The sequence below is a fragment of the Leptothoe sp. LEGE 181152 genome, from assembly GCF_032906605.1.
In the GTDB taxonomy this organism is placed as follows: domain Bacteria; phylum Cyanobacteriota; class Cyanobacteriia; order Phormidesmidales; family Phormidesmidaceae; genus Leptothoe; species Leptothoe turfae.
Map to the genome: position 1 here is coordinate 65,669 of NZ_JASATU010000003.1, position 17,085 is coordinate 82,753.

Sequence of the window (17,085 nt, forward strand, 5' to 3'; positions counted from 1 at the left end):
AAATTATGGTTGGAACTAGTGCAGATAGAGAGGCCTTAGAAACTATTGCCATCATTGGCATGTCCTGTCGTTTTCCAGGAGCTGATAGTCCTAAGCAGTTTTGGCAAAATCTATCTGATGGGATAGAGTCGATTTATTTTTTCTCAGACCAAGAACATAATCATTTAGGCAAGAACCAGGCTTGGGTGAATGAGCCAAATTACGTGAAGGCAGATCCTTGTCTCGAAGATGTTGAATGGTTTGATGCTTCATTTTTTAACTTAAATGCCAGGCAAGCTGAATTAACCAGCCCAGAGCATCGCATATTTTTAGAATGCGCTTGGGAAGCGCTTGAACATGGGGGTTATACTACTCAGCATTATGACGGTAGTGTTGGTGTATACGCTGGTAGCAATATAAGTCACTATTTGAAATTCACAGGTCAAGAGGGTTTGTTGCAGCCAACCATGAGTGGGGTAGAGGCTTCATTTGGTAATGACCTGAATTATATGTCAACGCTAGTTTCTTACCATCTCAATCTCAAAGGCCCCAGCATGATGGTTCAAACGGCGTGTTCGAGTGCTCTGGTGGCTATTCATATGGCAGGGCAAAGTCTCCTCAATGGCGAGTGTGATATGGCGTTAGCGGGGGCAATAAATCTGAGGGGACCCCAGAAAACAGGCTACTTTTATCAAGAAGGGGGGATTCTTTCCCCTGACGGGCACTGTCGGGCTTTTGATGCCAAAGCACAGGGTACTGTTCCCGGCAGTGGGGCAGGTGTTGTACTTCTCAAGCGTTTTTCTGATGCCCTAGAGGACGGTGATCATATCCACGCGGTGATCAGAGGCTCAGCTATTAACAATGATGGTGCTAGTAAAGTAGGATACTCAGCCCCAAGTGTTGATGGTCAAGCCGTTGTGATAGCTGATGCATTAGCGATCGCCGAAATTGATCCTAAAACTGTGACGTACATAGAGGCCCATGGAACTGGAACAGTCTTGGGGGATCCCATTGAGGTTGCTGCTCTCACAGATGTCTTTCGAGTAAGCACGGATCAAAAAGGATTTTGTGCCATTGGCTCGGTTAAGAGTAATGTTGGGCATTTAGGGGTTGCAGCAGGTATGCCTGGTCTGATTAAGGTAGCATTAGCCCTTGAAAATCAGACTATTCCGCCCAGTTTAAACTTTGAGCAGCCCAACCCTAAGATTGACTTTGCTAATAGCCCATTTTATGTCAACCACACCCTCTCAGAGTGGCATGCTAATGGGACACCCCGAAGAGCTGGCGTGAGTTCCTTGGGCGTTGGTGGTACCAATGCACATATTGTTCTTGAAGAAGCACCATCACGACAACCGTCAGGTTCTTCTCGTCCCTGGCAGTTGATGGTAATATCTGCTAAAACGCAATCTGCACTGGATAAATCAACAGCTAATCTAGCGAATTATTTGAGCCAGCATCCTGATGTGAACTTAGCGGATGTTGCCTACACCCTGAGCATTGGTCGTCAAGCATTCGAGCATCGCAGAATCTTAATTTGTCAGCACCTAGATCAGGCTCAGAAACAGTTTGAATCGCTAGATCCTGAGTATGACTTGACGCAGCATCAAACGCCTCATAAGCGGCCCATAATTTTTATGTTCTCGGGACAAGGGGCTCAATATATCAATATGGCCCGTGAACTCTATCAACAAGAGTCCATCTTCCAAGAACATGTGGATACCTGTGCCACATATCTTTATCCTCTTCTGGGGCTTGACCTGCGCCATATCCTTTACCCCGATCTGGAACATGCGGAGACAGCAGCTCAAAAAATAACCCAAACAGCAATCGCTCAACCAGCACTGTTTGTTATTGAATATGCACTTGCAAAGCTTTGGATGGCTTGGGGAATCCGGCCAGCGGCCATGATTGGTCATAGCATAGGTGAATACGTTGCAGCAACGCTAGCAGGGGTATTTTCGTTGGAAGCCGCTCTGGCCATTGTGGCAAAGCGAGGGCAGTTAATGCAGGAACTTTCCCCTGGACAGATGCTAGCTATTCCACTTCCCGAGAATGATGTTATACCCCTCCTGGGAGAAGACTTAGCATTGGCCGTTGTTAATGGGCCGTCGACGTGCGTGGTATCGGGTAAAACAGAAGCCATCTCAGCTTTACAGGCTCAGTTAACATCTCAAGGCGTGAATTGTCGTCCCCTGCACACGTCCCATGGATTCCACTCGCCGATGATGGATCCTATCTTGGATAGCTTTAAGGAACAGGTTCAGAAGTTTAAGCTTCAATCACCTACAATCTCTTATATTTCAAATGTTACAGGCGATTGGATAACGGACGAAGCAGCTACTGATCCTAATTATTGGGCCTCTCACTTGAGACAAACTGTCCGGTTTAGTGATGGTTTAGACGTAATATTGCAAGAATCTGCCCATGTTTTCCTTGAAGTTGGCCCTGGGCGAACCTTAAGTACTCTGCTGAAACAGCATTCAGCTAAACGCTCTGAGCAAGTTGTTCTGACATCATTACACCATCCCAAGGAAACCCAATCTGATATCGGTTTTATATTAAATGCAGTGGGCCGATTGTGGTTGGCTGGTATTCAAATAGACTGGCATGGTTTTTATGCCCATGAACATCGTCACCGTTTGCCTTTACCAACCTATCCCTTTGAGCGTCAACGGTATTGGTTGGGGGCAACAGATACCTCCAGTTCTCCATCAAACCCTGACTTATCGACGCATTCCCTGTGGCAATCGCTTCTAAAAGCAGGAGAAAAACAGGCAAAAATTGGAGGAGCTGCCCTGGATGAGGCAACATACTCCAAAAATATAGTATGGATTGACCGCTTATGTCTTGCCTACATCAATTCAACCTTGAGGCAGCTAGGCACGTTTGATCGTTTAGAAACTGAGCATAATTTAGAGGATCTATGCAAACATTGTCAGATTCTGCCTCGCTACCATCAGCTAGTTAAAAGTTGGTTAAAGGCTTTAGTAAGAGTAGGACAGTTACAGCAAGAGGGAAGTTCCTTTAAGCAGTCACCTTCCTCGCCAGACGATAACAATTCTACTGATGGAGCTATTGAAACACTGCTTAAGACAGCTCAAGAATGCTGGATAGAGACACCACAGATGGTGGATTTTGTGCAGCTCTTTGGTGAAAATTTAGTCCACATCTTGGTAGGTGATCAGGAACCGCTAGAACTATTTAATCGTTTGATCTATCACAATCAAGATGTAAAAGCTACACAGAAGTCTCCCTGGGAAGATTACTACAGGAATATTATGCGATCAATTTTGGAGAAATTGACGCAGGCCCTACCATCAGACACGACCCTAAAGATTTTAGAAATTGGGGCAGGAACGGGTATTGCCACATCAGTATTGCTACCAGTGCTGCCCCATGAGCGGACTCAATATACTTTCACCGATATTGGGGGTGCGTTCTTGACACAGGCACAACAAAAATTTGCTGATTATCCGTTTATTCAGTATCAATTGCTTGATATTGAACAGTCTCCCAAGACTCAAGGGTTTCCATTGCATGAGTTCGATATCGTGATTGCCGCTAACGTCCTGCATGCTACTCAAAATATTGGTGAGACGCTGGGAAATGTGCGTTCTTTGGTAGCTCCAGGTGGATTCCTTTTACTGTGGGAGATCACTCAACCACAACTGAACTTTGAGGTAACTTGGGGGCTGTTAATGAAGCCCTTTAAAGATCAGAAAAGCGATCGCACATTGGGCAATCCATTTCTATCCAGTCAGGAATGGCAGCAAGCACTCAAAAATAACGCCTTTACTGATGTGGCCGTTTTCCCTAAGGATAGTGCATTTGGTCACAGTATTATTCTGGCAAAAGCAACTAAAACAACAGCACCATCCCTCCCATCGGCCCTTGCTACAGACAACAATCAGCTTGGTAGTCAGTCACCTAAGCAAAACCTAGAACAAAAGCCTGATGTGGCTGACTGGTTCTATCTACCTCAATGGAAGCGTTCCTTACCGCCATTTTCACTACAATCAACGTCGTACACTGATCATTCTGATTGTTGGTTAGTCTTCATTAACGAAGCTGTAGGCATGTCTATTGCTGAGCAATTACAACAACAGAAACAAACTGTCATTACGGTTCAGATTTCAGAGATATTTGGTCATCAACAAAAAGCTTTATCGGATGGTTCAGTTCGGCATAGCTACACACTTAATCCAGAGCAAAAAAGCGATTATTCCCAACTTTTTGAATCGCTACAGGAGAAAGGAATTGTCCCTAATCATATTGTCCATGGTTGGACAATTACATCCCTAAGTCAACCCCATTCGAGTCCTGATCAATTTGATCAGATTCAATCCCAGGGATTTTATAGTTTGCTTTTCCTGGTTCAAACCCTTGGCAAACAAAATTGGAGCCAGGAATTGCAATTGACAGTCCTGTCCAATAATATGCAGTCTGTCACAGAAGAGGAATCGATATATTATCCAGAAAAAACAACAATACTTGGCTTACTAAAAGTCATCCCCCAGGAATATGATTACATCCGTTGTCGTAGCATTGACATTAGTCTTACTACGACTAGTAACTGGCAATCAAAAAAGTTAATTCATCAGCTCTGTGCTGAAATCCTTGCACCTCCAGCTGAGCTAATAGTTGCTTATCGAGGTCTGCAACGATGGGTTCAGACGGTTGAACCGATAACCTTAAAAGCACGACCTACTGAAGAATTACCGCTAAAACAATCAGGCGTTTACCTAATTGTTGGTGGGCTTGGCAGCCTAGGACTAATACTGGCAGAATACCTGGCCCGTACGGTTCAGGCAAAATTAATTTTGACAGGGCGTTCGTCATTTCCCAATAGAGAACAGTGGTCAGCATGGCTCTCTTCCCATGAGGAATCTGATAAGATTAGCTGCCAGATTCGAAAAATACAGGAATTTGAGTCTTTAGGAGCAGAAATTCTAATCCTGCAGGCAGATATTTCTAATTTCGAACAAATGCAGGCTGCTTTAAGTCAAACGGAGCAGAAGTTTGGCGCACTTAATGGGGTGATTCATGCTGTTGTATTAGGTGCAGCCCAGCTCTTTAAGCCGATTCAAGATATTACTCCGGCAGACTGTAAGCTACAGTTTCAAGGCAAGATAGATGGGCTATTTATATTACAAGAGCTCCTGGGCTCTAAATCCCTTGATTTTTGTCTGCTAATTTCTTCATTAGCCTCACTTTTCGGTGGACTTGGCCATGCGGCCTACGCTGCGGCTAATCTTTTTATGGATGCCTTTGCACATCAGCATAATCAAGCGTTCCCTACGCCTTGGCTCAGTGTCAATTGGGATGGGCGAAAACCTGTTTTACCAGAAAGTAAAGCTATACCATTGGTTGAAACAAGTTCAGAGCAGACGATTCTTCCTGAAGAAGACATAAAGATTTTCCAGCATGTTTTAGCCTGGAGTCAACTTAATCAGATTATTGTCTCAACGAGGGAGCTACAACCTAGAGTTGATTATTGGACAAGATGGGAGTCGCTACGAGAAGAAGCAAATCTCATCAAAGGAAATAATGATCAATCACATCATGCAAGACCTGAACTAGAAAATGCTTATGTCCCTCCCAGACATGCGACGGAAAAGATGCTCGCAGATATATGGCAAACAATTATTGGCATTGACCTGGTAGGTATTCATGATAACTACTTTGAGTTGGGCGGAGACTCTTTAATCTCAATTCAGGTGATGGCTCAAATTCGTGAAACATTTCAAGTAGATTTACCATCGAGCAGTCTATTTGAATCCCCTACAGTTGCTGGCATGGCAAACCATATTAATAACATTCAGACGGCTAAGCAACTGCAATCTGAAACTACAGATCAAGCAGCAGACGATCGAGAAGAGATTGATTTATAAAATCGATTGAAGTCTTATCTTATACATACTCTGAAGTCAAGATTATGTAGTTAAGCATTGGTCTAGCAAAGACTCAACAATTGAATACGTAGGTTTTTCATCTTTTTAGGTACTCGGTAATTTTGAAATCTATTTTGACACATGGAACTAGCAGGCTCTAAAACCCCCCATTGGCTACAGATGATGAAATATATCATTGATCCAATTGGATTTCTAGACAAAACAGCTAAACGTCATGGAGATATCTTTACACTATCAGGCAGTTTATCGATTGCAGAGTCTAGAGCTGTCGTAGTGGTCACTCACCCAAAGGCAATTCAGCAGATTTTTACGCGACCTAAAGAGATTACGTCACCGGGTGAACTACATCAAGCCATGGCTCCATTTGTAGGAGACAATTCATTGTTCGTGGTTAATGATGTACGCCATCAACACCGACGCAAACTTTTATTGCCTCCATTTCACGGCAAACGATTGTATACCTATGGTCAATCCATCTGTGAGATCACTCGAAAAATCATCAGCAGACATCCTCCAAATCAAGGCTTTTCAATTTATTTAGCGCTACAAGAAATTTCGCTTCAAGTCATTCTAGAGACTGTTCTTGGTTTGCATCAACCAGGATTGCGTCAACGGCTAAGACAGCGCTATCTAGCTTATAAAGGATACTCTAAAAATCCTTTAGTTCCATTCTTGATAACTTTCCCTAGTCTGAGAAAAGATTTAGGGCGATGGAGTCCATGGGGGCAATTCCTATACTTAAAGCAACAGCTTGATGAGTTAATATACGATGAAATTAGAAAGTGTCGTCAGCAAAATGACTCCACTCGAACTGACATTCTGAGTTTGCTGGTTTCAGCTCGAGATGAGACAGGTGAATCGATGACAGATGATGAGTTGTGTGATGATTTGCGCTTTCTCTTTTCTGCCGGGCAAGAACCGACTGCCATCGCTATTGCCTGGGCTATGTACTGGTTGCATACGCATCCCAATATACTTGAAAAATTACGACAAGAACTAGATGGTTTGGGTGAGGATCCAGATCCAGTTGTCGTTGCTAAGTTGCCTTATCTCACAGCTGTGTGCAATGAAACAATGCGAATTTCACCAATTATTCCATTTACATCACCAAGGTTAGTTCAAACTCCTGTCGAACTAATGGGTTATCAATTAAATCCAAATACAATCCTAGACTGCTGCATCTATCTAGTTCATCAGCGTGAAGACCTATATCCAGAACCTAAAAAGTTTAGGCCAGAGCGATTTTTAGAAAGAAAATTCTCCTACTATGAATTTCTACCATTTGGCGGTGGCGAGCGTGGGTGTATCGCTCAACCATTAGCTGAATATGAAATAAAGCTGGTGTTAGCCACACTAGTTTCTCACTATGAATGGACACTTGTTAATCGACGGCCAGAGCGGTACCATGTCGCAGGAACTTTTTTGACGCCTGCTAATGGGATTCAGGTGAAGATAACCAATCTACGGCAACCTCAAAGACAAAGATCACCACAGTTTGTAGCCTGATTAGCAGCCCATAATTTGCTTAATAAAGCAGGAAGAATAGCAATGAATAATGCGCATAAAAATCAGTTTGATGTCATTATCCTGGGTTCTGGAGTAGGGGGGGCTACACTAGCCACGATATTGGCAAAACATAATTTAAATGTTTTGATGGTCGATAAAAAAAGCCATCCTAGATATGCAATTGGGGAATCACTAACAACTCACACAGAACTTCTTCTTAAATTACTCAGTCGTAACTATTCTATTCCTGAATTTGAACACTTAAGTTCATTTCAAAATATTAAGGAACATCTTTCCACCTCTGCCTGTGGACATAAGCGAATATTCGGTTTTCTATACCATCATGAAGGAGAAGAACAGTCCTCCCATGAAAGAATACAGTGGGGAACAGGCGACAGCAGTCACTTATTCCGTCAGGAAGTTGACCACTATTTGGTGAAAGCTTCTGTCAGCTATGGAGCAAAGCTATTAGAAAATATAAATGTAGTTGATTTAGAGATTAGTCAACATAGTGTCAGAATTATAGCCAAGAATGGCGAATCATTTACTGCAGACTATTTAGTTGACGCTAGTGGATACAACTCCATACTCGCTCGAAAATTTAACCTCAGAGAGTATCCTACACGCTTCAAAACCCATTCGAGAAGCCTATTTACCCATATGATTAATGTTAAGGGTACTGATGAAGCAATTCGGGAATCTAATGGAAAAAAAAGTGACATCCCTTGGAAAAGAGGAACAACGCATCATATATTCAAAGAAGGTTGGATGTGGGTCATTCCATTTGACAATCATGAGCAATCGACCAATCCGGTGTGTAGTGTAGGCGTTAACTTTAATAGTCGCTACTTGCCGAAAAACGGTCTTGCTCCAGAGCAAGAATTTCAACAGTTTATAATGCGATTCCCATCTATCGCATCTCAATTTGAGTCGGCTCAAACTGTCCAAAGATGGACATCTACTGATCGCATCCAATATTCGTCTAGAACTTGTGTAGGAGAAAGGTTTTATATCCTTCCACATTCATCAGGGTTTGTTGACCCGATATTTTCAGTTGGACTATCGCAAACTTTCTTGACGATCAATCCACTTGCTGCACTAATTTTACAAGCAGTTTCCGAAAAAGACTTTTCCTCACAGAACTTTCTTTCGTTAGCAAGTTTGCAGGAGAAAATTTTCAACTATAATGACATGATCGCTCACTGTACATATATTTCATTTAGAGACTTCAATCTGATGAATGCATGGCTTCGTGTTTGGCTTATGCAACATTTAATGCCTGTTTGGAAACTTGGCTTTTCGCAGATTGATCTTTTTACAAAGGGTTATAAGCCACGATCATTATCGCAGCTTACTGATATCAAGTATTTAGAAGATCTAGATACACAAATCAGTCCATGGGGAAATGGTTATGTTTCAAAAGCTATTGCCGAAATGGAAAAGGTGGAAAAAGGCTTGATTTCTCCAAATGAAGCAGCACGTAATATCATATCTACGCTGAATTCAGCCAGTTGGTTATTTAGGGCGATGGGAATAGGAGACACCTCACAGAATTATTTTGACCTACTCAAATCCCAACGCTTTAACCTTAGTCTCTTAGCTTTCGCATTCTGGTCACAGATATTTTTAGCTAAAAGCAATAGGCCATTTGACTTTACGATTAGTGATTTCTTCAAATTTCGGCTTAACTATGCATAAAGTGGTCTAATTAGAGGATTAAATCATGTATTTTCTAAAATAACCTCCAATTTAGTGGCATTTTCTTAGCTTCTAGCTCAGTATGCTCCATTTTGATAATTTGGCAAAACATAATGCCGGGATTTTAGCATTTGGCCAGTCAAGCGCTAAAAGTTTCTTCCAAGGATTTGATATTTTGTTAATCGTAAGGAAATAGAGTCGTGAAACAATCTACAGAGGAATTCGTTTCTTACCTAAAGGATCTAGGTATACGGCTCCAGCGTAAGGGTGATTACTTGCACTGTAATGCTCCCAAAGGAACCTTGACATCGACTCTTCGTACTCAGCTAGCTGAGCGGAAAGTAGAAGTCCTAGCCTTTATGGATAAGTTTAGTGCTGTTGAAAGCATAAGTTCTGGCTCTCAATCACTACCTACGATTGTTCCCAATGAAAGCTCTCGATATCAGCCTTTTCCTCTCAATGATGTTCAGCAGGCTTACTGGCTCGGTCGTAACGATGCATTTGAGTTAAGTAATATCTCTACCCATGCTTATGCCGAAGTAGATATTATCAACTTAGATTTGAAGAGATTTGAAAATATACTAAATCGCATCATTAATCATCATGAAATGATGCGAGCAATTGTCTTGCCAGACGGAAGGCAACAGATTATAGAAGAGGTTCCTGCTTATAAGATAGAAGTTTTAGACTTAAGTGAGAGTGACCCAGATACCAGGAATTCGCATTTGATGCGAATTCGTGACCGCATGTCGCATCAAGTACTGCCCATTGATCAATATCCGCTCTTCGAATTTCGCGCTGTCAAATTAAGTAAATCGAAGACCCGTCTATATTCCAGTATTGATCTGATGATTTCTGATGCCTGGAGCTTCGATATTCTAAAGCGAGACTTCATTCAGCTAATTCATCACCCAGAAAGTTCTCTCACTCCCCTAGAGTTATCATTCCGAGACTATGTCTTAGCAGAAATTTCTCTACGAAAATCTACGCTCTATCAACGCTCACTAGCATATTGGCGAGACCGACTCCATACCTTACCTGCAGCTCCGCAACTACCCCTTGCTAAAAGTTTAGCCACAATTGACCGCCCCCGATTTGTACACTATAGTAAACGTTTTGAAGCTGACACTTGGAACCGCCTCAAACGAAGGGGCTATAAAGCGAATTTAACCCCTTCCGTCGTCGTATTGGCAGCATTTGCTGAAATTCTTACCGCTTGGAGTAAAGATCCACGCTTTACAATCAATGTAACCCTATTCAAGCGGTTTCCACTACATCCTCAAGTTAATAAAATCGTGGGTGACTTCACATCGTTAGCATTGCTAGCTGTAGATAACTCTGCCCAGAGTTCCTTTGAAGTCCGAGCTCAACGGATTCAAAAGCAACTTTGGAACGATATCGATCATCGTTATGTCAGTGGTTTAGAAGTGCTGAGAGAAATAGCCAAGTTGCAAAAACGGCCTTCAGCAGCACTTATGCCGGTAGTGTATACCAGCACTTTAGGCAATGATAGTATTGATACCGAAGCATTTATGGGGAGCTTAACTCAAACAACAGATCTTCCCCCATCGCCTAGTAACGAGGAAATGGGAGAAATTGTCTACAGTCTGAGTCAAACGCCTCAGGTTTATCTAGATCACCAGGCGGTTGAAGACGACGGTGCACTTATTGTTAATTGGGATGCCATCAAGAATCTCTTTCCTCCTAATTTTTTGGATGATATGTTTGCGGCCTATTGTGAATTCCTTAGTCGCTTAGCAGACGAGGATGACCTTTGGCAAGAACCCAAACGGCAGCTGTTGCCCCCAACGCAGCTTAAACAACTAACAGATATTAATGCTACTGAGATAGCCATTCCAGAAGATACTCTGCTCCATACCTTATTTTTTAACCAAGTAGCTTTGCATCGACAAAAAGCAGCTGTGATTACCTCTGATCGTACTTTAACCTACCAGGAACTAAGCGATCGCACCAATCAGTTAGGCCATCATCTACGACAGCTAGGCACTCGATCCAATCAGCTCATAGCAGTTGTCATGGAAAAAGGCTGGGAGCAAGTCGTCGCTGTCTTGGGTATCCACGCTTCTGGTGCCGCATATGTGCCGATCGATCCCGCACTTCCAACTGAGCGGAGGCAACATCTGTTACGGGAAGCAAACGTTCAATGGGTCATCACTCAACCAAAGCTAGATGCTTCCTTAGAATGGCCAGACAACATCAAACGTCTCTGTATAGATTACACAACAAGACCTCCTAGTTCCATAGGTCCTTTAGAACCCATACAGAAATCGTCTGATTTAGCTTATGTCATCTATACCTCTGGCTCCACTGGGAAACCCAAAGGGGTAATGATTGACCACAGAGGTGCTGTCAATACTATTTTGGATATTAACCAGCGTTTTAATGTAACATCTCAAGACCATGTATTTGCTCTTTCATCTTTAAGTTTCGACCTTTCGGTATATGACATCTTCGGCACCTTAGCTGCTGGAGGAACAATTGTCATCCCCGATGCTGATGCGACAAAAGATCCAGCTCACTGGATAAAACTAATGGCGCAACAGCAGGTAAGCATCTGGAACTCGGTACCGGCTTTAATGCAGATGCTAATGGAGTATGCAGCAGATTGTCCCGACTTATTATCTAAATCTTTGCGGCTAGTAATGTTGAGTGGAGACTGGCTGCCCTTGAACTTACCAAAACAGATTAAAGACATTTGTGAAGATATACAACTGGTTAGTTTAGGAGGTGCGACTGAGGCATCTATTTGGTCAATTCTCTACCCGATTGAACAGGTTGACCCAACGTGGAAAAGTATCCCTTACGGTCGCCCCATGGCTAACCAGAGCATGTATGTATTTAATGACGCCCTCGAGTTATGCCCTCTGTGGGTTCCTGGACAACTTTACATTGGCGGCATTGGTCTGGCTAAGGGATATTGGCAAAATGAGGAAAAGACCAATGCCAGTTTTATAATTCATCCTCAAACCAAGGAACGCTTATATAAAACAGGTGACTTGGGTCGATATCTACCGGATGGGAATATTGAATTTCTTGGGCGTGAAGATTTTCAAGTCAAAATCAAAGGTCACCGGATTGAATTGGGAGAGATTGAGACAAATTTACAACAACATACGGCTGTTAAAGAAGCGTTAGTCGCGGCAGTTGGAGAATCGAGAGAGGATAAACAATTAGTAGCCTATGTAGTTCCAGAATCAGATAAAAGACCTAATCTCTTTGAAGTAGAAAGCAAAAACCCCTCAGATTCTCATAAATTATGGGAATCTTTAGTACAAGCAGGTCTCCAAAAAGCTCAGCATGATCTTTGGCATGTAGATGCGAAAATATTTTCGCATCTATGGAAGTATCAAGATCATTTATATGCCATCTCAGTATGCAGGGCACTAAGAAAGCTAGGCGCTTATAATTCAGCTGGAGAGAAATATAGTTTAGATGATTTGATATCCAAGTGTCAGATTGCGCCCCGCTACCGTAGATGGGTACTTAGAGCTTTGAATGTATTGATTGCGGAAGGATGGATACAACAACAAGGTGAGGTCTACGAAAGTATCATTGGCTTACCAACACTTGTTTCTGAAGAGTTATCACCAGAAGTTCAGTCAGAACTATCTCAAAGCAATGAGTTTACAAAAGTATGGGTTGATTTCCTCGATATCAGTGCAGCTGAGATTTTACCAAACATTCTCACCGAAAAAATACACTCTGGAGAATTATATGCTAATGAAAAACTTGCCGTGGATGGCTATCAGAAAAGATTTGCCTACTGTCATGCCATAGCTAGCGAACTAGCTAAAGTTTTGGTGCAAAATCTAGGACCGCAAAAGCAACTACGTATATTAGAAGTTGGTGCAGGTTACGGTTCCTGTACGTTACATTTACTGCCGCTTCTGCCTCCAGATCAAACCACCTACGTTTTCACAGACATCTCTAACTTTTTTCTCCAGAGAGCCAAAGAAAGTTTTGCTGATTACCCCTTCATTAGCTACGGCCTGTTAGACTTGGAGAAAGATCCCCATATTCAGGGGTATGAATCTAATAGTTTTGATGTCGTTATCGCAGCAAGTGTTCTACATACTACCCGTGATTTAGAGAAAACGTTGCAGCATGTTCGTTCTCTGCTGGCTCCCAATGGATTGCTTCTATTAATAGAAGAAACTAAGTTTCACCGGTCATTTGATCTACATTTGGGACTTCAGCAAGGGTTTGATGTATTCGAGGATGAGAAATTACGTACAAAGCATGCTCTTTTGTCTAGAGAACAGTGGCAGACGTTATTCGCCGCTAACGAATTTGAAGAAAGTGTAGTTTTGAATCAACCTGGTTGTGTGGCTGATTTTATAGGACTTGATGTTCTAATGTCTAGAGGTCCATCTTCAGTAAGGCGGTTTAAGTCTGTTGAGTTGCGCAACTTCCTACAAGAAAAGTTGCCCAATTACATGCTCCCTTCTGCGTTTATATTACTGGATAAGTTTCCTTTAACTCCTAATGGTAAATTAGACCGTTCTGCCCTACCTAACATTCAAGGTAGAGGGCGGCGTCCACAGTTAAGAACAGATTATGTATCGCCCCGAACCAAGAATGAGAAACTCATTGTTGCTATTTGGCAAGAAATTCTCCAAGTAGACAAGATAGGGATTTATGATAATTTCTTTGAGTTAGGTGGAGACTCTTTGCTTGCCACACGAATTATTGCTCAGATGCGCAAAGCGTTTGAGCTGGAGTTACCCTTAGTCATCATTTATGAGTCACCTACTGTGGCTGGCATCTCGGAAAAAATTGAGAATTTGACTCCTGCTACTACATTAGGTAGCCATTAAGGAGAGCGAAGAATCTACAGTAAAAGATTCAAAATGTTTGACGAGATAAAGACTTACAGACTTTGTTAACCTTTAGTAGTCTAGTGTTTTTAATTATGCATAGTTGATGAGATAGACAACCATAATGCTCGTTCCTAAAAATTCCTGGGTAACTTGTCCCAACCCTAATACTTTGGCTAGTTTACGACTATTTTGCTTTCCCTACGCTGGCGGTAGCGCTTTGAGCTTTCGTAACTGGTCAGAGCAGTTGCCTACCACGATAGAAGTCTGCCCCATTGAACTACCTGGAAGAGGGATGAGGATAAAGGAGACTCCCTTTACTCAAATGTCCCTTCTAGTTAAAGAGCTTGTACAGTCTCTGCTTCCCTATCTTGATAAACCCTTTGTCTTTCTTGGGCATAGTCTGGGCGCGCTGGTTTGCTTTGAACTAACCCGTTGCCTTCGCAAAATCGGTGCTTACACTCCGACGCATTTGTTTGTTTCTGGTCACTGCGCCCCTCAATTGCCCTTCTCAGTTCCTCCTATTCATACATTACCGGATGCTGAATTTATAGAGAACTTGCGTCGTCTACATGGAACACCAGAAGCAGCACTTGTTAATAAAGAGTTAATGCAATTACTCTTACCAGCTCTCAGATCAGATTTTGCGGTTTTTACAACCTACACTTATCAGCCAGAATTTCCGTTAAAGTGTCCAATAACAGCTTTTGGTGGTTTGCAAGATCCAGTTATGAGCTGTGAGATGCTGGAAGCATGGAAAAAGCAAACCAGTGCAGCTTTTTCCATGCAAATGATTCCAGGCGATCACTTTTTCATTCATACTGCGCAATCACTTCTGTTACAGTTTCTAACTCAAAGCTTAAACAGCATTACTGACCAAATGTCTTGCATATAAATGAGAGGCTCAACCGGTGTTTCAGGGAGCTAGACAAGGGGTATGACCTCGCCAGGATGTAATTTTCAGTAACGATAGACTAAGGTAATGCCATTGTCGTCGGAGCGCGCAGCATGCCAGCATCTATTGTCAGTAGTGATGCTAATAGTGTCACGATACAGGTAACCATCCCCTTTAGCAGTTCGATGTTAACCAGTGAGGATGAGATTCAAGAGGTGTTGAATATAGCGGGTCAACTGGCGACAGAAAAGGCACTTGAACAATACGATAGCGATGGTAGCCCCCTCGACTACGCAGGCCAGCACTGGACCAGCAAAGGTAAAGAGACAAAAGTCTACCAAAGCGTCGTGCCATCTGCCATCAAAAATCGAGGAATCGACAAAACGCTTTAATTTCAAGGTTCATGATAACTCACATTCAGCAGATTATTTTTAGTCGTATTTTTAGTGTAACCAATATAAAGGGGATTAGTTTGGGTAGAATTTCTACCATCGGGCGATGCCCACGCTAGATTGGGTGTTTCGCTCTGCGGGTTGTTTCAAAGAATGGGAGTTGCCAATGGCTCGTGATATTCCTGAGCCCACCTTTATTGAGTTTGGGCAGGTAACACAGGCACCGGTGCGGGTGACCGAGGATTTGGGCTGGCAGCGGGTGGTGGAGTTTTTGCGATCGCGTGAGCTATCCGCCAGTACCCTCAAAGCCTATGAACGGCAGCTCCGGCTCTTCTATACCTGGACCCAGAATAAACCCTGGCACGACATTACCCACCGCGACATTGACCGCTATAAGCAATACCTGAAGAACCGGCCCAGTAAACGGGGGGGAGCGCTGGCTCCAACCACCATCAATCAGGCCCTGGCCACACTGAAGAGTTTCTTCAAATGGCTCACCGTCAAGGACTATATCACCCGCAATCCCACCCTCACCATTGAGTTTCTCAAAGAACCGGCTAAGCCCCCTCGGGATTTAGCGGAAACTCAGATTAATCAGCTATTTGAGGCCCTGGCCTACCGGGGTGATTCTGAAGTGCGCGACCGGGCCATTCTCCAGGTGCTCAGCCATGGATTACGGGCCAGGGAAGTGTGCGGTCTGGATATCAGCGACTATGATGGACGGCGGTTGAGGGTGCGTGGGGCTAAGTGGGGCAGTGATGGCCTGGTGCCGTTAAAGCCGGAGGCGGTCGCCGTCTTGGATAGCTATCTGGGGTGGTTGGTACGCCATGGGTTCGTCGTCAGCCAGGAGACTCCCTTGTTTATTAGTTTGTCTAATAACAGTCGGGGGCAACGCCTGGGGTACAGCGGCATCTATGAGTTGGTCAAGGATTTAGCGCAAGCCAGTGAGTTAGACGATATCCACCCTCACCGCATGAGACACACCTTTGCCACGTCTCTCGTCGCTGCTGGCATGAACCCATTGTTGGCTAAGCGAGCGGTTCGCATTCGCTCTGACAAAATTTTTGCTCGGTACAGTGACCGGGCCTTGGATCTCAAAATGGAAGAGGCCTTTGAAGATCTCTATGGCACACCAAAAGAGTCATGATCTGTTGATTTTTCAAACTCACGTTGTGGACATGTCTACAACGTGAAACTCCCACTGGGTAATGCTTCCGGGCGGAATGCTAGAGATATATAAAATTAGCTGACATAAATTGTCAGCCCCCTGGACCTTGATCGAGGAATTGGGTGGTTCAGAGTATGGATTTATTCAAATAACCGGAGTAATTGACATATGGATTCTGTGGAACTGGCCGATTCAGAAGCTAATTGCCTCATATTTCAGCTTCGCTTAAATAGCTGCAGGGCTTCAATTGTCTGATTTTAGATATCAGAATCACTACAGGTAGAATCCAAAACCGTTGATAAGCAAAGCATCGCAACAAACTATAGCGTTTTTATAGTGCGAGTTGTTCAGTTACTAATTGCATCTCAGCGCGGCTTCCCTACAGTGGTTAGCCTGAGCTACAGATCTATACACTAGGGCTAAGGTCATTTAGACGCTCGGTATTTTCAATTACTTGAGGTGCTAGGCGTTCCGTCATTTGAAGCAGCCGCGCAATGGTTGCTTCATTTTGGGCCTGACGTTCAATTAGAGTTGCGATCGCAGCCGTATTTGCCTCTTGCTGCTCAGCAATACGCTCTAATGTCGCTTGTAGCTCTTCACTCATTGAATTGCTTGTCATAACCGACTGCACACAAGTATATAACCATCCTCTGAGTTTCTATCCTCCTGCAGCAATCTGTATAACAGCATCACAGCA

The 17,085-nt window shown here is 43.3% G+C and carries 7 protein-coding genes and 1 pseudogene; 7 read left to right on the forward strand and 1 reads right to left on the reverse strand.

The genetic code is table 11. The features are described 5' to 3' along the window. Nucleotides 1-5 precede the first annotated feature (5 nt). The 7 genes and pseudogenes from QGP82_RS01460 (at nucleotide 6) to QGP82_RS01490 (ending at nucleotide 16,367) form a co-directional block, all read left to right on the forward strand. Nucleotides 6-5,870 carry an SDR family NAD(P)-dependent oxidoreductase gene (locus QGP82_RS01460; RefSeq protein WP_499056749.1) on the forward strand — a complete coding sequence of 1,955 codons (5,865 nt, stop codon included), beginning with the start codon at nucleotides 6-8 and terminating at the stop codon, nucleotides 5,868-5,870. Nucleotides 5,871-6,011: 141 nt separating this feature from the next. Further along, nucleotides 6,012-7,397, forward strand: coding sequence for a cytochrome P450 (locus QGP82_RS01465; protein ID WP_163659758.1), 1,386 nt, complete (start codon nucleotides 6,012-6,014; stop codon nucleotides 7,395-7,397). A gap of 42 nt (nucleotides 7,398-7,439) precedes the next feature. After that, nucleotides 7,440-9,095 carry an NAD(P)/FAD-dependent oxidoreductase gene (locus QGP82_RS01470; protein WP_163659756.1) on the forward strand — a complete coding sequence of 552 codons (1,656 nt, stop codon included), beginning with the start codon at nucleotides 7,440-7,442 and terminating at the stop codon, nucleotides 9,093-9,095. A 200-nt stretch (nucleotides 9,096-9,295) separates the two neighbouring features. Continuing rightward, a complete protein-coding gene (locus QGP82_RS01475; protein WP_499056750.1) occupies nucleotides 9,296-13,933 on the forward strand; it encodes an amino acid adenylation domain-containing protein in 4,638 nt (1,545 codons plus the stop codon). Between the two features lie 124 nt (nucleotides 13,934-14,057). Further along, nucleotides 14,058-14,828, forward strand: a complete 771-nt coding sequence (locus QGP82_RS01480) for a thioesterase II family protein (protein ID WP_163697781.1) — start codon at nucleotides 14,058-14,060, stop codon at nucleotides 14,826-14,828. Nucleotides 14,829-14,941: 113 nt separating this feature from the next. Beyond that, a pseudogene (locus QGP82_RS01485) lies at nucleotides 14,942-15,172 on the forward strand (ISKra4 family transposase); the annotation flags it as partial. Between the two features lie 214 nt (nucleotides 15,173-15,386). Then, nucleotides 15,387-16,367: a tyrosine-type recombinase/integrase gene (locus tag QGP82_RS01490; protein WP_499056751.1), complete on the forward strand. Its 981-nt coding sequence runs from the start codon at nucleotides 15,387-15,389 to the stop codon at nucleotides 16,365-16,367. A 427-nt stretch (nucleotides 16,368-16,794) separates the two neighbouring features. Here the strand turns inward: QGP82_RS01490 and QGP82_RS01495 are convergent, their stop codons facing one another. Beyond that, nucleotides 16,795-17,007, reverse strand: a complete 213-nt coding sequence (locus QGP82_RS01495) for a hypothetical protein (RefSeq protein ID WP_499056753.1) — start codon at nucleotides 17,005-17,007, stop codon at nucleotides 16,795-16,797. Nucleotides 17,008-17,085: the final 78 nt, after the last annotated feature.